Below are 18,192 nucleotides of genomic sequence, written 5' to 3' on the forward strand. Positions count from 1 at the left end.
GCGCTCAGCCCTCGGTGATCTTGGCTTCGGCAAAGGCGAGCAGCCCGCCATAGGTTTCGAGCATTTCGCCGTCGACATCGTCATCCTCGATCACGATGTCGAGCTGGTCTTCCATTTCGGTTAGCAAACCCGCAACTGCCATGGAATCGAGTTCCGGCAGATGCCCGAACAGACCGGTTTCGTCGGAGAAACTGGCAGCCTGCTGCTCGTCGATGCCAAGGACCGCGACGAGAATCGCCTTGAGCTGCCGATCGATCGCGACGCGGCTCATGCCAAGCGAGGCATCGTCGGACGCGGCTGCATCATGCGCCACACCGTCTGTCGTATCGGCTCCGACCGGATTGGTGCTCATGCCAATTGTGATCCCTTGCTGAGGGCGGTAACTGTTTGGCGCCAGGGCATCAGGCCTTTGCGCCCATCTAGGAGCGCGGCCTTAGCCACCCACAGGCATGCGTGCAAGCGTAGGGTCTTGGTCCGCGCGCAGCCTGCGGACGGCCCGTTTTGCCAGGTCTATCCAGCCTTTGGGCGATTTCGGGTCGATGCAATCCACCCGGTATCTCGGGCGCGTTTCTTCCATCCAGTCCGCCTTGTAAGGTTGGTCGCCCGTTCCGAAATCGACCAGCGACACGCCGTCGACATCGATCACATGCTCGAACAGCGCCGCCGAAAGCGTGGTTCCTGCCGATAGCTGCTTGTGGCTTTCGAGATGGGCGAGCTTGTGAATGAAGGCCGTCCCGTTCTCGACCGTCCAGAACTGAGCGGCGATTGGCTCGCCATCATGCAACGCCAGACCGAGCCGCATGCGTGCCGCGCGGGCTTCCTGTTCGGCAAAGGCGCGCAGCATATCGGGATGGTCTTCGTCGGGCTTCCAGCTTTCCGAATATATCCGCTCGTAGTGCATCCATGCCTTGGCGTCGAAATCGGTGAGGATCGTGATCGCCACCTTTTTGGCTTTGCGCTTGAGTGTCGTGCGCAGCGGGCCGGGGCGGGAGGCCCAATATTCCGAAAAGCTGCGCCCACCGACATTGAGGATGTGGTTGGTATCGCAGGCGTTAATGTCCACCTGCCATCCTGCCTTGGAGAAGGCCTTTGCGAGCCGGCTTGCCGATCCGTCTTCCTCGGGCACCGGTTCGAGTGTAACGCGATGACCGCGCTTCTTGAGCTGCCGGGCGATTTCGACCAGTAATCGGTCGCCGGCTTCCCCTTCAGGCGCGAGTTGGCGCCAAGTGAAACTGTACCAGTTACGCAGCGGGACGATGCGGCCTTCTTCTTCGGTCAGTGCCAGCGCCGCGCTCGCATCCGCGTCGCTCGCAATGGCGATCAACGGGGTAAGTCCGGCCTCGGCGAGCAGTTCGTACCAGTCGGCCCGGTCGAAGGGAGAAGCGGCTTCCACGGCGCCGTCCTGCAAAGACAGGCCTTGCAAGACGTTAACGCTATCGTGATACCTCGCTTCGATCACCCGATTTGCTCCACCGGAATTGCATGCCTTCCAGCCCAGAACACCTGAATCCCGTGCCTCGTCCGCTCGACCACCTTGCCGAACTGGCGGGCGAGGGCGGCTACGGAGCGCTTCCGGCGCTGGTTCTGCGCGACGAGGTGCTTAACCACGATGAGTTAAGACTGCGTGTGGATCGCCTTGCCGGATGGCTGGCGCGGGAAGTGCCCCAGAAAGGCGCGCGGGTTGCGAGTTGGGCGGCGAAGGGCGAGCTCACCTGCCTGTTGCCGCTGGCGGCTGCCCGGGCCGGGCTCGTGCATGTGCCGATCAATCCGCTGCTCAAGCGTGCGCAGGCGGCGCATATCCTCGCCGACAGCGAGGCGAGTATGGTTATCGGGACAAAGGCCCGGATCGCTACCTTCGCAGACGGCGACCTGCCCGCAATCTGCCGTGCCCTCGAGGAAAACGAAGCACTCGGCCTGGCCAAGGACGCAGGGTTGGGGCTGGGTCCGTCTGCTGCCGATCCCGACGAACTGGTTGCGATCCTTTACACCAGCGGCTCGACCGGCAAGCCCAAGGGCGTGATGCTGAGCCACGCCAACCTCTGGCTCGGCGCGGTCAGCGTCGCGCATTACCTCAAGATGAAGCGCGACGATGTGACACTCGCGGTGCTTCCGCTTGCGTTCGACTACGGCCAGAACCAGCTGCTTTCGACGTGGTTTGCGGGCGGAAGCGTGGTCCCGCTCGACTTCCTGTTTCCGAAGGACGTCGTCAAGGCATGTGCAAAACATGCGATTACGACGCTCGCTGCGGTGCCGCCGCTGTGGGTGCAATTGACCGAGATCGAATGGCCGTCCGAGGCCAGTACACCGTTGCGGCGGCTTACCAACAGCGGCGGCGCTTTGACGGTCGATCTGGTCGAAGACCTCCGGCGGATCTTCGCACAGGCCGATCTCTATCCCATGTACGGGCTCACAGAGGCTTTCCGCTCGACCTATCTCGACCCGGGATTGGTCGATACGCACCCGACTTCGATGGGCAAGGCGATTCCTTTCGCGGAAATCCTCGTGATCGACGATGAGGGCGGTATTGCCGAGCCGGGCGTGGAAGGCGAACTGGTCCATTGCGGGCCGCTGGTGGCGCAAGGATACTGGCAGGATCCCGAACGAACGACGGTCCGCTTCAAGCCAGCGCCCGATGCCTCGCATTACGGCGGAACCTCGGTCTGGTCCGGAGACCGCGTCAGGCGCGATGCAAATGGCCTGCTCTATTTCGTTGGAAGGCGCGATGCGATGATCAAGAGCGCAGGCAACCGCATCAGTCCGCAGGAGATCGAGGAGGCGGCAATCGCGACCGATCTCGTTGCCGAAGCGGTCGCATTGGGTGTTCCCGACGAACGGCTCGGGCACGCGGTTCATCTCGTCGTGCGAGGCACGGAGGATCCCGAAGAGCAAGCGAGACTGCCGAAGCTTTTGAAACAGGAACTTCCCAATTTCATGCAGCCGCAGATTATCCACTGGCGCGATGCCATGCCGCTAAACTCCAATGGCAAGATCGACCGGGCCGCGCTTTATCGCGAACTCACCGAGGGGGTAGGGGGATGAAAGCGAAACCGGTCGGGCCCATTCCGTCAGGCTATCGGGCCATCGACGGCGAGCTCGCGATTGGCGGGCACAAGGCCAGCGATTTGGTGGCGAAGGCCGGGCGTACGCCGCTATTCGTCTATTCGCGTGACCTGCTCGATGCGCGGGTGGCGCAGCTGCGCGCTGCACTCCCGCAGCGGATTGGGATCAACTACGCAATCAAGGCCAACCCGCATCCCGACGTAATCCGCCACATGGCGCCGCTGGTCGACGGTTTCGATATCGCCTCGGCAGGGGAGCTACGAATGACCGCCGAGGCGGGAATCGATCCGGTACGGGTGAGTTTCGCCGGGCCGGGCAAGCGCGACGAGGAGCTTGAAGAAGCGATAGCCGCGGGCGTCACGCTCAACTGCGAGTCTGCGGGAGAGGCAGAGCGCTCGCTCGCGATCGGCCAGCGCATCGGCAAATCGCCGCGCATAGCGATCAGGGTCAATCCCGATTTCGAGCTCAAGGGATCGGGAATGAAAATGGGTGGCGGCGCAAAGCCATTCGGCGTCGATGCCGACAAGGTCCCAGGGCTTGCAAAGCACGTCATCGCCGAAGGGGCCGAATGGCGCGGGTTGCACATCTTCACCGGCAGCCAGGCGCTGAGCGCAGAAGCAATCGTAGAAGCGCAGTCTAATGTTCTGGAATTGGCTGATAAACTCTCAGGAGAAATTGGCGAGCCGCTTCCCAAACTCAACATGGGTGGGGGTTTCGGCATTCCCTATTTCCCGGGAGACGAGCCGCTCGATCTCTTGGCGGTGGGGGAAGCGCTCCACGAGCGCGTTGCCGGTCTTCCGGCTGCGCTTGCCGACACTGAGCTCTGCGTCGAACTCGGACGCTACCTGGTCGGAGAGGCAGGGGTTTACCTGTGCCGCGTGATTGACCGCAAGGACAGCCATGGAGTGACCTATCTCGTGACAGATGGCGGGTTGCACCACCAACTCGCGGCCTCGGGCAACTTCGGAACCGTTGTTCGCCGCAACTACCCCGTTGCCATCGCCAACCGCTTCGACGCGGAGCCGGATGAGATCGTCAATGTCGTCGGTTGCCTGTGCACGCCGCTCGACCGGCTCGCCGACCTTGCACGCCTTCCGCATGCCGAAGTCAGCGATCTCGTCGCGGTTTTCTGTGCCGGGGCTTACGGTGCGACGGCTTCGCCATCGGCATTTCTTGGTCACGGACCGGCAGCCGAGATGCTCGTCTAGTTAAGGGTGTTAACGGTTGGGTAACCGCTGTCCCGTAACGGGATGGGGACCCAATTCGCCCTCTATTACTAACACATTGTTCACCATTTTCGGCGAGAGAAGCCGGGACATTTGCGTGGCCCGGTGCCGCAGGTCGCTCCTGCATCCCGCATCGTGCCATCGCATGCCTAGGCCAAGGAATACCATCGATGCTGAATTCGTCGTCTATGACCCGTCTAGCAGGGATCGCTCTCGTTCCCGTCGCGCTCGCCGGCTGTGCCGGTACCGGACCCGAACTTCCGCCCGCGACCTACTCTGCCGCTCCCGAGGCGCCGAGCGAGGAATACATCATCGGCCCGCTTGACGAGATCACCATTCACGTGTGGCGCAATCCGGAACTGAGCGCGGAGAAAATCCAGGTTCGGCCCGATGGCAGGATCACCATGCCGCTCGTGCGCGACATGACCGCAGTCGGCAAGACCCCGACCCAATTGCAGGACGACATCCGCGGCGAACTCGAGCAGTACATCGAGCAGCCGATCGTCTCGGTGATCGTCAACGAATTCGTCAGCACTTTCGAGCAGCAAATCCGGGTCGTGGGCTCGACTGACAAGCCTGCTTCGCTGCCCTATCGCGCCAACATGACCGTGCTTGATGCGATGATCGCGGTTGGCGGCCTCGGCGAATTCGCCGCTGGCAACAGCGCCAAGCTGCTGCGCTATGAGGGCTCCAACAAGTCCCAGAAGGAATACCGCTTGCGGCTCGCCGATTTGCTCAAACGCGGCGACAGCAGCGCAAATGTGATGCTCAAGCCGGGTGATGTGATCATTATCCCGGAAAGCCGCTTCTGAGGGGCGCTGCCGGCAGATGAACGAGATCGTCGAAGAACTGCGCGCAGCGCTCTACTCGGTCTGGCATCGCCGCTGGATCGCGATTGCTGTTGCGTGGGGCGTGTGCCTGCTGGGCTGGCTCGCCGTCTCGCTGATCCCGAATGCGTATGAATCGAAGGCGCGCATCTACGTCGATGTCGACGATGTGCTCTCCGAGCAGCTCGGAATTGCCGGCGACGGCAAGGAAGAGATCATGCGGGTGCGCCAGACTCTGGTCAGCACCAAGAACCTCCAGAAGGTCATCGCCTCGACCAAGCTGGGAGAGGAAGTGATCGAAACCGCACAGATGGATGCGGCTGTGGCCGACCTTGCCAAGCACGTCGAGGTCACGAGCCAGCAGGACAACCTGTTCGAGATCGTCGCGACCGTCGGGAAGAGCGACCTGTCCGACGCTGAGAACGCAGTGCTCTCGCGCAATGTCGTGCAGAAGCTTCTCGACATCTTCCGCGAGGAACACATTTCGGGCAACCGGGCCGAAATCAACAAGGCGATCGCCGAGCTCGACGACCAGCTTGATGAGCGCAAGAAGGAACTCGAAGCCGCCGAGGAACGCCGGCTTGCGTTCGAGGCGCAGTATCCCGACCTTATCGGTGGCTCGGCCACGCTGACGACCAAGATCCAGCAATCGCGTACCGAGCTCCGCGACATCGACGCCGATCTCGCCGCTGCGACGAGCGCGCTGGCGGCGATCAACGGCCAGCTTGCGGGGACACCGCGCACCATCGTCACCGGCGAGAACGCGGTCGGTCCCAAGGCTGCCCTGATGCAGGCGCAAAACCAGCTCGCATCGCTTCGTTCGCGGGGCCTGAAGGACGAACATCCCGATGTCGCCTCGACCCTGCGCCAGGTCGAGCTGCTCCAGCAGCAGGTCACCGCCGCCGGGCCTGACAATCTCGGCGGTACGCCGAACCCTGCCTATTCCTCGCTGCTCGCAATCCGTGCGGATCGGCAGGCCAGTGTGGATTCGCTCCAGGCGCGCCGGGCGGCTGTGCAGTCGCAAATCGCATCGCTCATGGCGAGCCAGGCATCGAGCCCTGAAGTCGCCGCCGAAGCAAACCGCATCAGCCGCGATTACGAAGTGCTGCGCAAGAATTACGAGGACCGGCTGCAGGATCGCGAGGAGATCCGCACGCGCGGCAATGTCGTCGACGAGACCAGCCAGTACAAGTTCGATCTGATCGACCCGCCGGTCGTGCCGCAGAAGCCTGCCGCGCCGAACCGTCCGCTGCTCTTGCTCGGCGTGCTGATCGTCGGGCTCGGTGCCGGGGCGGGCGCTGCCTACGGTCTCGGCAAGCTCAAATCGAGCTATTCGACGCCTCAGGGGCTCGAGCGTACCTTCGACATGCCCGTGATCGGGTCGATTTCCCTCACCATTTCGGACGCCGCGCGCACGCTCGAACAGCGCCGCCTCAAGCAATTTGCCGGGGCCTGCGCCGGGCTGGTCGGCGTGTTCGTAATTCTGCTCGCGATCGAGGTCGTCTCGGTCGGGTCGGTGGCGTGATCGGGCTCGGGGGACACAGCGAATGACCGAACAGAGCAAGATCGACCGCAAAGGAGCGAAACCGGCTTCCCTGCTGGAGCGCGCCGACAAGACGTTCGGGCTGGATGGTCTCGGGCCAAAGAAGGTTCCGGGCAATCTGCCGCAGCCGAAGCGTCGGCACCCAACGTCCGAAGGGACGGTTTCGCAGGCAGCCGCTACCTCTGCTGCACCGACATCGAAGCAGTCGGTCGTCGAACCTCTGCCGGCTACCGAACCGGTCGCGCATCCGGCCGTAACCCTTTCTGGGCCATTTCACTCGATCGACCGCGATCGCCTCCGCGACGAGGGGCTGATCGTTCCCGAAGACCCGGTGACCGGGCTGCTCGAAGAATTCCGCATCGTCAAACGCGACATTATCGCCGATGCGAAGGCCGGGCATGCCCCCAAGCAGCGCCGCATTCTCGTCTGCTCACCGCATCAGGGCGAGGGCAAGACCTACTGCGCCACCAATCTCGCGATTGCGCTCGCAGCGGAACGCGATGTCGAAGTCCTGCTTGTCGATGCCGACGTGATCCGTCCTTCGGTATCGCGCCGTCTCGGTATCGACGCCGAACGCGGTCTGATGGACGCGCTGGCCGATCCCTCGATCGAGCCCGAACGACTTGCGCTCAAGACCGACATAGAGGGTCTGTTCGTTCTGCCTGCCGGTTCGACAGGCTCGCACGATGCCGAGCTGCTTGCCAGCGCGCGCACCCTTGAGGTGCTCGACCGGCTTACGCAGGGCGCTCCGAACCGCTACGTGATCTTCGATACGCCGCCTGCACTTGCGGCATCGCCCGCAGCCGAGCTTGCATCGCATGTCGGCCAGGCTGTGCTGGTGGTTCGCGCCGACGAGACCAGCCGCGCCGCGCTTGAGGATGCGCGGCAGCTGCTTTCGGCCTGCCCGAACCTCAAACTGCTGCTCAACGCAACCCGGTTCAGCCCTTCGGGTCGACGTTTCGGCGATTACGGCGAAACCGGGGTGTGACGATGCGGCACCTCAAGACCCATTTGCTGCTGGGCCTCGCCGCGATCGTCGCGAGCACTCCTGTGCTCGCGCAGGACGGTGAAAGCGACCCCCGCAACGTCCGCATCCAGCCCTATATCGAAGTCAGCCAGATTATTTCGGCGGAACTCTCGCCCGGCGATGACGTCGTCACCTACACGCAGATCGCCACCGGGGTCGATCTCAATGCGCAGGGACGCAACAGCGGCGCCTCGGTCTCGGTCCGCTACGAGCGCAACATCGCCTATGGCGACGATCTCGACAGCGATACGGTCAGCGGCATTGCGCGCGGCTATGTTTCGGTCGTGCCCCGCTCATTGACGCTCGAAGCCGGGGCGCTTGCCAGCAGAACCCGCGTCGATGGCGGCGGGGCGGTTACGCCGAACCCGCAGGTTCGCGAAGACGCCGAAAGCCAGATCTACAGTCTCTACGCCGGACCAAGCCTGACAACGCAGGTCGGTGCGGTTGAAGTCACGGGTGTCGCACGAGTCGGCTACAACCGCTTCGAGGCGGGCAGCCTTGTCGTAGACGAGAACGGTGACCCGGTGGACGTCTTCGACGACAGCGTCACCTATAACGGACAGCTCCGTGCCGGAACGCGAGCCGGAGATCCGCATCCGGTCGGTCTCGCGGCGACCGCGGGCTTCTACCAGGAAGACATCTCCAACCTCGATCAGCGTGTGCGCGATGCCTTTGTTCGCGCCGATGTCACCGTGCCGGTCAGCGGGTCGCTCGCGATCGTGGGCGGTGTCGGATACGAGGATGTCGAGGTCTCGAGCCGCGATGCGCTACGAGACGTCAATGGTGATCCTGTCCGCGACGCCAGCGGGCGCTTCGTCACCGACGAATCTTCCCCGCGAATCCTCGCCTTCGACGTCGACGGCTTGCTGTGGGATGTCGGGGTGCTGTGGCGACCGAGTTCGCGCACATCGCTCGCTGCAAGCGTGGGACGTCGCTATGACTCGACGACGTACTACGGCAGCTTCAGTTACAATCCGAGCGTCCGCAGCTCGCTCAACATCAACGTCTACGACGGCGTGACCGGTTTCGGCGGGCAGCTAAACAATGCGCTGGCAGGTCTCGGCACCGATTTCGATGTCGTGCGCAATCCGGTCACCGGCGATTTCGGCGGGCTGGTGTCCGGTTCGGAAGGTGCGGGGATCATAGGCACGCTCGGCTCTGTGCGCTCGGCGGCGTTCCGCGGGCGGGGCGTCAACGCCAGTTACCAGCGCCGCATCGGACGCCTCAACGCCGCCATCGGCGCGGGCTACGACCGCCGCACGTTTATCGGTGCGGAAGGCACCGTGCTCGAACTCGCGGACGGGATTGTCGACGAAAGCTATTATCTCACCGGTGCACTCTCGCGCGAGCTCGATCGCAATTCGAGCCTTGCCGCCAATGCCTATGTGACCTGGTTCGAGAGCTCGGTGGCCGATGGCAACGCCACCGCCTTCGGTACCTCAGCCGCCTACAATCGCTCGATCACCCAGAATCTTTCCGCCCGTGCCGCGCTCGCCGTCGATTACATCGACAGCGACTTCAGCGCGGAAGATTTCGCCACCGCAACCGCGCTGCTTGGCCTGCGCTACAACTTCTGACCGACGGAGCCGAACCCATGTTCGAGAACTACTACGGTTTTACAGGACGCCCGTTTCAGCTGACGCCCGATCCCGAATTTTACTTCGAGAGCACCAGCCACAAAAAGGCGCTGGCCTATCTCGGATATGGCCTCAATCAGGGTGAGGGCTTCATGGTCATCACCGGCGAAGTCGGGGCGGGCAAATCGACGCTCGTCGCGCATCTGATGGAACGTATCAATCCCGAAGAACTCACCGCTGCGCAGGTCGTCACCAGCGCGCTCGACGGGGAGGAACTCGTCCACGTCGTCGCACAGGCATTCGGCATCCCGGTCGAAGGGCATGACAAGGCGGGCGCGCTCGGCGCGATCGAGCGCTTCCTGCAGGATGAGGCGCGCGAAGGCCGTCGCTGCCTGCTGGTGGTCGACGAATGCCAGAACCTCGACCTGACCGCTCTCGAAGAGTTACGGATGCTGTCCAACTTCCAGCTCGGCTCGCATCCATTGCTCCAGAGCCTGCTACTGGGCCAGCCCGAATTCCGTCGCACGCTCGCGCATCACCCCGATCTGGAGCAGCTGCGCCAGCGGATCATCGCTTCGCACCATCTCGAAGCGCTCGATGAGGATGAGTTGGAAGCCTATGTCGTTCACCGTCTCAAGCATGTGGGCTGGGAAGGGCGCCCGACGATCCGTGAGGGACTGCTTCCCGCGCTGTTCGAGGCGACGGGAGGCATTCCGCGCCGTGTCAACCAGGTGATGAACCGCCTGTTGCTGCTTGGCGCGATCGAGGAAGAGGACGCCCTGAGCCCGGCGATGCTCGCTGCGGTCGTCGAGGAGATGGGTGCGGACGCCGAACGCGGATCGAGCGCCGACACGATGCCGATTGCGGTTGAGACCGAAACCGCCGAACCGGCGATCGAGGAGGGGATCGATAGCGTTCCGGCGAGCGAAGTTGCGGCGCTACTCGCGCAACGCGACGCGCGCACCTCCGAGCTCGAGGCAGCGATCAGCGAACTCCAGGCTGCCGGAGCGCCCGTCCAGATGGCCGTGCCCGACGACGCATCGAAGGCGGAATTCAACGCTGCGCTTGAACGCATCGAGCAGCGCCTCGAGGAACAGGAGCAATCGTTCCGTCATGTCCTCACCATGCTGATCGAATGGCTCGAGGACGACACTTCGCGCGAGGCGGCCTGACGATGCACGGGACGGTTCCCGCCTCGAATGACAAACCCTCGATAATCAACGGGCTCTCGGTCGATGTTGAAGACTGGTTCCAGGTCGGCGCTTTCGAAAACTCGATCCGGCGCGGGGACTGGGACGGCATCAAGACGCGTGTCGCCGGCAATATCGACCGCATACTCGACCTGTTCGCCGAAGCCGATGTAAAGGCGACGTTCTTCACTCTTGGCTGGGTTGCGGAGCGTCATCCGGCCATGATCCGCTGGATCGTGGATGCCGGGCATGAAATCGCCTCGCACGGTTACGACCATGCGCGGGTCTTCACGTTCGACCGTGCACAATTCGCCGAGGATATTCGCAAGGCGAGAGCCATTCTCGAGGATGCATCGGGGCAGCGTGTGACCGGTTACCGCGCCCCGAGTTTCTCCATCGACGCCCGCACGCCATGGGCGTTCGAGGAACTGGCCGAACAGGGATACGCCTATTCCTCAAGCGTCGCTCCGATCGTGCATGACCATTATGGTTGGCGCGAAGCCCCGCGCTTTGCGTTTCGCCCCGTGGCAGATGCGGACTTGGTAGAAATCCCCGTTACGACGGCCATGTTCGGCAACCGTCGCCTCGCGGCGGGCGGCGGCGGGTTCTTCCGTGTCCTGCCTTACGCCTTTTCGCGTTGGGCGATCCGGCAGGTGAATACGAACGAGGGCCGTCCGGCAGTGTTCTATTTCCACCCGTGGGAGGTCGATCCCGACCAGCCGCGCGTCCCGAACGCGCCGCTGCGCTCGCGCCTGCGGCATTACACGGGCCTCGACAAGATGGCAGGCAAGCTCGGTGAACTCGTCCGCGAATTCTCGTGGGGACGAATGGACCGCATCGCCCGGAACGAAGCTGCACGAGCGATCGTGTGGTCCGGCGAGAAAGCGCAACTGGATACTGCAGCATGAATGCGCCCATCAAACTTGCGCATTCGGTAAGGCTTGCCGATTTTGGCGATCCGGTAATTGTCGAGCGGATAGAGGCGTTCGTGGCGCAGCAGGACGGCAGCGTGTTCCACCGTCCGTCGTGGCTCCGCGCGGTCGAGGCGGGAACGGGCCACCGCGCGACCGGGTTTATCTCCGAGCAATTGGGCACGATCACCGGATGGCTCCCGCTTACGGAAGTGCGGTCGCTGCTGTTCGGCAATTCGCTCGTGTCGAGCGGCTTCGGGGTTGGCGGGGGAATCTGCGCCGAGAGCAACGAGGCGTCGAAAGCCCTTGCGGTCGCAGTCGAGCGACATGCGGTCGACATCGGTTTTGGCGAAATCGAGCTGCGCGGCGGACCGATCCCCGAGGGTTGGGAATGCCGGTCGGACAAACACAGCGGCTTCGAGCGTCCGCTTGCCGAGGACGACGAAGCGGAATTGCTCGCGATCCCGCGCAAGGCGCGCGCCGAGGTCCGCAAGGGACTTAAGAACGATCTCGAGATTCGCACAGGGCGAAACGCCCGCGATCTCGATAGGCTTTATTCCGTGTACAGCGAGAGTGTGCGGAATCTTGGCACGCCGGTGTTTCCCAAGTCGCTGTTCCGCTCAATGCTCGAGGCGTTCCCGGAAAGCAGCGATATCCTGACCGTCCTGAAGCGCGGCGAGCCGATCGCGAGCGTGCTCTCGTTCTACCACAATGGCGCGGTGATGCCGTTTTGGGGAGGTGGCACCTTTGCTGCGCGAGCCGAGCGGGCAAACGAGCGGATGTATTACGAGCTCATGCTTCACGCCCGGCGCAAGGGCATGGAGAGGTTCGATTTCGGACGCTCGAAGACGGGGAGCGGGCCGTACCATTTCAAGAAGAACTGGGGTTTCGAACCTGTCCCCATGACCTACGGCACATGGACCGCGCCAGGAGCTCGCACACGCGATGTCGATCCTACCAGCGAGGTCTACAGCCGCAAGATCGCGGTCTGGAAGAAATTGCCGCTCCCGGTCGCCAATATCGTCGGTCCATGGATCGCGCGCGATCTGGCTTAACGGCGATGGGCGACATCCTTTTCCTTGCCCACCGGGTCCCGTTTCCGCCCAACCGTGGCGACAAGATCCGCGCGCATCATATCCTGCGCAAGCTCGTTTCGATCGCGCCGGTGCATGTCGGGTGCTTCGCCGAGACCGAGGAGGACCGCGCGGCGGAAGCTCAACTGGCCCGGATCGCTGCCTCGCATTGCGTGCCAGCCCGGTCCAAGCCGCTGGTGCTCGCCGGGGTTGAGGCGGTGCTGGCGGGCAAGCCGGTAAGCCTGACTGCGTTTCACAGCGCGCGGCTCGAGAAGTGGGTGCGGCAGACACTTGCCGAGCGCGATATCTCGACCATCGTCGTCTTTTCCGGGCAGATGGGACAATACATCCCCGATGAATTCCAGGGCCGCGTGATCGTCGACTTGTGCGACGTCGATAGTGCTAAGTTCGAAGGCTATGCGGACACCGGCGAGCGGGTGTGGCTCAACGCCCGCGAGGGTCGGTTGCTGGCGCGCGAGGAGGAGCGGCTCGGACGCCGCGCCGATGCGACGATCCTGATTAGTGCCAACGAGGCGGAGCTGTATCGCGGGCGTCTCACAGTGTCTGCGAGCGTCGATGTGCAGGTCATGGGCAACGGGATCGATGCAGAATTCTTCGATCCCCGCAAGGTAAAGCCGCAGCCCGACATGGCCCGGCACGCAGGCCCGCAGTTCGTGTTCACCGGACAGATGGATTACCCGCCCAACGAACAGGCCGCGCTGTGGGTGATCGAGCGCCTGCTGCCCGCAATCCGCCAACGTCATCCGGACGCCGAATTTCATGTCGTCGGACGCAATCCCACCTCGCGTCTGGTTGCAAAGGCCGGCTGCGGAGGAGTGTCGATCACCGGCGAAGTGCCCGATGTGAGGCCGTATCTTGCGGCCGCCGATTGCGTGATTGCACCGTTGAAGATCGCACGCGGCGTGCAGAACAAGGTGCTCGAGGCGATGGCCATGCGCTGCGCGGTGCTGCTTTCGCCGGAGGCCGCCACCGGGATCGCTGGGGAGGATGGTAAGCACTGGAAGCTGGCCAGCGCCGGTGTGCATGCGATGATCCCGGTTCTGGATGAACTTCTCGGCTCCGAGAATGCCCGACATAGCATGGGGTGTGCAGCGCGGGATTTCGTGCTTGAGCACCACGCCTGGGACGCGATGCTGGCACCGCTCGAAGAGTTGGTAACAGGTGCAAGCGGGGAAGCTCGCAATGCCGCCTGACACCTCGGCCCCGAACCCCTCGCGTCGGGAATTTGGCCTGATCGAGCAAATCCCCGAAGGCTGGCGAGCACCTCTCGGCCTGCTTGTGTTTTCGGTGATCACAGTGTTCGTGGTGACCGCGCGCGAATGGGGCGAGATGTTTCACCAGTGGTGGAATATCGACACTTACAACCACATCCTGTTCGTTCCGGCGATCATTGGATGGCTGGTCTGGATTCGGAGGCGAGAGCTGTTTGCGCTTACGCCGCAGCCATGGATACCCGGCCTCGCCCTCGTGTTCGCGGGTCTGGCACTCTGGTTGGTCGGACGCGCGACGGGCATCAACCTGCTCGCGCACGCAGGTGCAGTCGGCGCCGTGCAAGGCGCGGTCGTGGCCATCCTCGGACTGAGGGTTTCGCTGTTCCTGGCTCTGCCGATTGCTTTCGGAGCTTTCCTGGTCCCGTTTGGAGACGAACTGATCCCTGCGCTTCAGATGATCACCGCGGACATCGCGATCGCGCTGACCCATTGGAGCGGCGTGCCAGCCACGATCGACGGTATCTACATCGATACGCCGGTCGGGCTGTTCATCGTCGCCGAAGCGTGCTCGGGTGTGAAATTCCTCGTCGCTATGGTCACGCTCGCGGTGTTGGTCTGCTTCACGCGGTTCGACAGCTGGGTTCGCCGCCTCGCTTTCCTCGCCGCGTCGATAGTGATCCCGATCCTCGCCAACGGCGTGCGTGCCTGGGGCACGATTTACATCGCACAAAGCCAGGGCGTCGAATTCGCCGCCGGGTTCGACCACATTTTCTATGGCTGGATATTCTTCGCCATCGTCGTTGTCGTGCTGCTCGGGGCTGCATGGCGCTTCTTCGAGCGCGAGCCGGAAGAATATGGCTGGAGGGTCGATGAACTCGGTGATTGGGCCTGGGTTGGCCGATCGGAAAATTCATCCGCCAGCGTCGCAACGACCGGCGGTGCGATAGCCGCGATGTCGTTCGCCGCTGCGCTTGCGGCGGCGATTGTCGCTCCCATCGCAATCGGCTAGGCGCCACAGCACGACATGTGCGGGATCGCCGGCATCTTTCATGCGGAAACGCCCAAACCGGTCGATCCTGTCCGGGTCGAGCGCATGTGCGACGCGATGGTCCATCGCGGACCCGACGGTGCCGGAGTCTGGACCGACCGCGGTGTGGGTCTCGGCCACCGCAGGCTCTCGATCATCGACCTCGAGGGATCGCCGCAGCCGATGCACTCCGCCGATGGCCGCGCGGTGATCGTCTTCAACGGCGAGATCTACAACTTTCGCGAATTGCGCCGCGACCTTGAAAAGGAGGGCGCCCGGTTCCGGACCAGCGGCGATACCGAGGTCATCCTCGCGGCGTGGCAGAAATGGGGACCTTCGTGCCTCGAAAAGCTCCACGGCATGTTCGCCTTCGCGCTCTACGATCTCGACAAGCGGCTACTGTTTCTGGCGCGCGACCGGTTCGGGGTGAAGCCGCTGTTCATGGCGAAGCTGTCGGACGGCAGCATCGCCTTCGCCTCCGAGCTCAAGGGCCTGCTCGCGCACCCGCTGTTGCGGCGCAAGGCCAGCCCCGAGGCGCTCGATGCCTATCTGGCGTGGGGCTATGTGCCGGATACGCATTCGCTGCTGGCGGGCGTCGAAAAGCTACCTGCCGGTCACTTCCTGCTGCTTGAGCAGGGCAAGGCCCCCGGAGCGCCCAAACGGTGGTGGGACATCGACTTTTCGCAGCGTGAGAAAGGCAGCGAAGCGGACCTTTCGGCGCAGCTCGTCCACCTGATGCGCGAGGCGGTGCAATCGCGGATGGTCGCCGATGTGCCGCTCGGCGCATTCCTGTCGGGCGGCGTCGACTCCTCAAGCGTGGTCGCGCTGATGAGTGAGGCCAGTGCCGAACCAGTGCGGACCTGTTCGATCGGCTTCGACGAGACCTCGCTCGACGAGACCGCCTACGCGCAGCAGGTCGCCGAAAAGTTCGGGACGGCACACACGGCGCGCGAAGTGGGGCGGGACGATTTCGGAGCGATCGATGCGCTCGCGGGGATGTTCGACGAGCCCTTCGCGGATGCGTCGGCGCTTCCGACCTGGCGTGTCTGTGCGCTGGCACGCGAGCAGGTTACGGTCGCGCTGTCTGGCGATGGAGCAGACGAGGCATTCGCCGGTTACCGGCGTCAGGTCTTCCATCATCATGAGGAACGGGTTCGCGGACTGCTACCTGCCGGATTCAGGCAGTCCGTGTTCGGCGGGCTCGGTCAGGTCTGGCCGAAAGCCGATTGGGCACCGCGGCCCTTGCGGGCAAAAACAACTCTGCTGGCGCTCGCAGGGGACGGAGATGAGGGGTATGCAAGCGGACTGTCGGTTACGACGCCCGATCAGCGGCACAGTATCTACTCCGATACGTTTTCGGGCCTGCTTGGCGGCTATCGTGCGGAGGACGAACTCGTCGCGCTGATGCGCGCGGCACCGGCGCGCAGCGGGCTCGACCGGGCACAGTACGCCGATCTCACCTTCTGGCTGCCCGGTGACATCCTGACCAAGGTCGATCGCACCAGTATGGCGGTCAGCTTGGAAGCGCGCGAGCCGCTGCTCGACCACCGGCTCGTCGAGTTCGCCGCGCGGCTGCCCGAAAAGATGCGGGTCAACGGTAGCATCGGCAAACACCTGCTCAAAAAGTGCATGGAACGGTACCTTCCCGGCGACATCCTGTACCGTCCCAAGCAGGGCTTCGTGACGCCGATCTCAGCGTGGTTTCGCGGTTCGCTCGCCCATGAGGCGCGCGCGATCGCCGACAGTTCGACGCTGGCGCAAACCGGTTGGTTCTCGCCGGACGCGCTGAAGACGCTCGCCGAAAGCCACATTTCCGGCCGTGCGGACAATTCGCGAGTCCTGTGGGAACTTCTCATGCTCGACAAGTCGCTCGATAGGCTCGGGATTCAGAGCTGACGCAGGAGTCCGATCCTAATCCTCGATACCGTGGCCCAGCGCCATGTAGTCCTCGCTCTGCATCTCGTTCAGCCGGCTTGCGGTGCGTTCGAATTCGAAACTGCCATCACCCGTAACATACAATTCGTCGGGCTCGGCGGCGGCTGTCGCAAACAGCTTCACCCGGTTTTCGTACAGCGCGTCGATCAACTTGGTGAAGCGGATCGCCTCGTTGCGGTTTTCCGGTCCCATGCGCGGGATCCCGACGATGATGACGGTGTGAAAGCGCTGTGCAATCGCGAGATAGTCGGACGACCCTCGCGCTTCCCCGCAGAGCCGCTTGAAGCTGAAGACGCCCACCCCCTTCAGTGACTTGGGGACGTGAATGGTTCGCCCGCCGCCCACATCGAGTTCTTCGCTCGGCACATTTGCAGCATCTTCCGGAGCGAAGTCGGTCAGGCGAAAGAAAACCTCGCGCACAGCGTCGGTGGCAACCTGACCCATGGGGTGGTGCCATGTCGCCAATCCGCCGATCCGGTCGAGCCGATAATCGGTCGGCCCGTTGAGTTCGAGCACATCCATCTCGCGCTCGACAAGTTCGATGAAGGGAATGAACAACGAACGATTCAAACCGTCCTTGTAAAGATCGCGGGGAGGGCGGTTGGAGGTCGTGACGATCACCGTCCCGCTCTCCATCAGGGTCGTGAAGAAGCGCCCCATGATGGCGGCGTCGGCGGTATTGGTGACGGTCATCTCGTCGAAGGCGAGGCAGCGGACCTGCTCGGCAAGGCGCAAGGCAACCGAAGTCAAAGGATGTTCGCGCTTGGCCCTACGCGCCTCGGTTACAAGCGCGTCGACCTCGAGCATGAAAGCGTGGAAGTGGACGCGGCGCTTCTTTTCGATTGCCAGTGAATCCACGAACAGGTCCATCAGCATCGACTTGCCGCGTCCGACGCCGCCCCACATGTAGACACCGCGTGGATCGGGCGCCGAAGCGGCGGTTCCGGTGAATTTCGAGAGCCAGTTGCGTTTGGGAGGCGCCGCTTCGAGTTCATCCTGCAAGCGCTGAAGACGCTCCGCCGCCGCGCGTTGCGCGGGATCGGGCTTCAGCTGGCCGTCTTCGATCAGCTGGTCATAGCGCTCGAGCAGGCCACCCATTCAGCCGTCCTTGCGGGGAACGAACTTGCGGATGATGCCACTATAGGCGGCCACCCGGTCATCCTCCTGCACCACCTCGCCGCGCACGAACACGAGCTTGCCGGTCTCGCGCATGATCTCGGTCACCGCGTCGAGCGGCCGCTTGGGATCGCCGCCGCCGATGAACTGGGTCGAAAGCTCGAGCGTCACCGATGGTCCGGCATTGCCGGTGCCGACGACATGCATGGTCGTGAACATCGAGATGTCGATCAGGCCGAGCGTCACCGCACCGTGGATGATACCTTGCAGGTTCTCGTGCTTGCGCTCGGGAAACATCCGCAGGCGGCACTTGTCGCCTTCCCGCCGGGTGATGAGCTTGCCCATCACCGCGCCGTTGAACAGCGTGTCGTCCTTGAGATTCCAGTGATGCCAGCCCGGATTTTCCGGATCGGGCTTATGATCGAAAATGTCGTCCTTGAGCACGGGC

The 18,192-nt window shown here is 63.3% G+C and carries 16 protein-coding genes; 12 read left to right on the forward strand and 4 right to left on the reverse strand.

Going from position 1 to position 18,192, the window contains the following annotated elements; all coding sequences use genetic code 11:
- Positions 1 to 4: 4 nt before the first annotated feature.
- A complete protein-coding gene (locus tag ACI5KX_RS08245; RefSeq protein ID WP_406811342.1) occupies positions 5 to 271 on the reverse strand; it encodes a phosphopantetheine-binding protein in 267 nt (88 codons plus the stop codon).
- Positions 272 to 433: 162 nt separating this feature from the next.
- Positions 434 to 1,393, reverse strand: coding sequence for a GNAT family N-acetyltransferase (locus tag ACI5KX_RS08250; RefSeq protein ID WP_406810191.1), 960 nt, complete (start codon positions 1,391 to 1,393; stop codon positions 434 to 436).
- Between the two features lie 89 nt (positions 1,394 to 1,482).
- Between ACI5KX_RS08250 and ACI5KX_RS08255 the strand changes: the two genes are divergently transcribed.
- The 12 genes from ACI5KX_RS08255 to ACI5KX_RS08310 all read left to right on the forward strand — a co-directional run bounded on the left by ACI5KX_RS08255 (position 1,483) and on the right by ACI5KX_RS08310 (position 16,589).
- Positions 1,483 to 3,039 (forward strand): acyl-CoA ligase (AMP-forming), exosortase A system-associated, encoded by a 1,557-nt coding sequence (locus ACI5KX_RS08255; RefSeq protein ID WP_406810192.1) that lies wholly within the window; start codon positions 1,483 to 1,485, stop codon positions 3,037 to 3,039.
- Complete coding sequence (locus tag ACI5KX_RS08260; protein ID WP_406810193.1) at positions 3,036 to 4,268, forward strand: pyridoxal-dependent decarboxylase, exosortase A system-associated; 1,233 nt, start codon at positions 3,036 to 3,038, stop codon at positions 4,266 to 4,268. The genes ACI5KX_RS08255 and ACI5KX_RS08260 overlap by 4 nt, the downstream gene beginning before the upstream one ends.
- A gap of 206 nt (positions 4,269 to 4,474) precedes the next feature.
- Positions 4,475 to 5,098: an XrtA/PEP-CTERM system exopolysaccharide export protein gene (locus ACI5KX_RS08265; protein WP_406810194.1), complete on the forward strand. Its 624-nt coding sequence runs from the start codon at positions 4,475 to 4,477 to the stop codon at positions 5,096 to 5,098.
- A gap of 16 nt (positions 5,099 to 5,114) precedes the next feature.
- A complete protein-coding gene (locus tag ACI5KX_RS08270) occupies positions 5,115 to 6,638 on the forward strand; it encodes an XrtA system polysaccharide chain length determinant (protein ID WP_406810195.1) in 1,524 nt (507 codons plus the stop codon).
- A 22-nt stretch (positions 6,639 to 6,660) separates the two neighbouring features.
- Positions 6,661 to 7,644, forward strand: a complete 984-nt coding sequence (locus ACI5KX_RS08275) for an AAA family ATPase (RefSeq protein ID WP_406810196.1) — start codon at positions 6,661 to 6,663, stop codon at positions 7,642 to 7,644.
- Positions 7,645 to 7,646: 2 nt separating this feature from the next.
- Positions 7,647 to 9,260 (forward strand): preprotein translocase subunit YajC, encoded by a 1,614-nt coding sequence (locus ACI5KX_RS08280; RefSeq protein ID WP_406810197.1) that lies wholly within the window; start codon positions 7,647 to 7,649, stop codon positions 9,258 to 9,260.
- Positions 9,261 to 9,277: 17 nt separating this feature from the next.
- A complete protein-coding gene (locus ACI5KX_RS08285) occupies positions 9,278 to 10,432 on the forward strand; it encodes an XrtA/PEP-CTERM system-associated ATPase (RefSeq protein ID WP_406810198.1) in 1,155 nt (384 codons plus the stop codon).
- Positions 10,433 to 10,434: 2 nt separating this feature from the next.
- Positions 10,435 to 11,358: an XrtA system polysaccharide deacetylase gene (locus tag ACI5KX_RS08290; RefSeq protein WP_406810199.1), complete on the forward strand. Its 924-nt coding sequence runs from the start codon at positions 10,435 to 10,437 to the stop codon at positions 11,356 to 11,358.
- Entirely contained in the window at positions 11,355 to 12,416 is a 1,062-nt protein-coding gene (locus tag ACI5KX_RS08295) for a FemAB family XrtA/PEP-CTERM system-associated protein (RefSeq protein ID WP_406810200.1), read from the forward strand. The genes ACI5KX_RS08290 and ACI5KX_RS08295 overlap by 4 nt, the downstream gene beginning before the upstream one ends.
- A gap of 5 nt (positions 12,417 to 12,421) precedes the next feature.
- Positions 12,422 to 13,648 (forward strand): TIGR03087 family PEP-CTERM/XrtA system glycosyltransferase, encoded by a 1,227-nt coding sequence (locus tag ACI5KX_RS08300; protein WP_406810201.1) that lies wholly within the window; start codon positions 12,422 to 12,424, stop codon positions 13,646 to 13,648.
- Positions 13,638 to 14,675, forward strand: coding sequence for an exosortase A (gene xrtA, locus ACI5KX_RS08305; RefSeq protein WP_406810202.1), 1,038 nt, complete (start codon positions 13,638 to 13,640; stop codon positions 14,673 to 14,675). Before ACI5KX_RS08300 ends, xrtA begins: the two co-directional genes overlap by 11 nt.
- A gap of 15 nt (positions 14,676 to 14,690) precedes the next feature.
- The gene (locus ACI5KX_RS08310; protein WP_406810203.1) at positions 14,691 to 16,589 is read left to right on the forward strand and encodes an XrtA/PEP-CTERM system amidotransferase; all 1,899 of its coding nucleotides are present in this window, start codon (positions 14,691 to 14,693) and stop codon (positions 16,587 to 16,589) included.
- Positions 16,590 to 16,604: 15 nt separating this feature from the next.
- Here ACI5KX_RS08310 and zapE read toward each other — a convergent pair whose 3' ends face one another.
- A complete protein-coding gene (gene zapE, locus ACI5KX_RS08315; RefSeq protein ID WP_406810204.1) occupies positions 16,605 to 17,726 on the reverse strand; it encodes a cell division protein ZapE in 1,122 nt (373 codons plus the stop codon).
- Positions 17,727 to 18,188 carry a PaaI family thioesterase gene (locus ACI5KX_RS08320; protein WP_406810205.1) on the reverse strand — a complete coding sequence of 154 codons (462 nt, stop codon included), beginning with the start codon at positions 18,186 to 18,188 and terminating at the stop codon, positions 17,727 to 17,729.
- Positions 18,189 to 18,192: the final 4 nt, after the last annotated feature.

Origin of the sequence: Erythrobacter sp. GH1-10, assembly GCF_045363165.1 — a bacterium.
In the GTDB taxonomy this organism is placed as follows: domain Bacteria; phylum Pseudomonadota; class Alphaproteobacteria; order Sphingomonadales; family Sphingomonadaceae; genus Erythrobacter.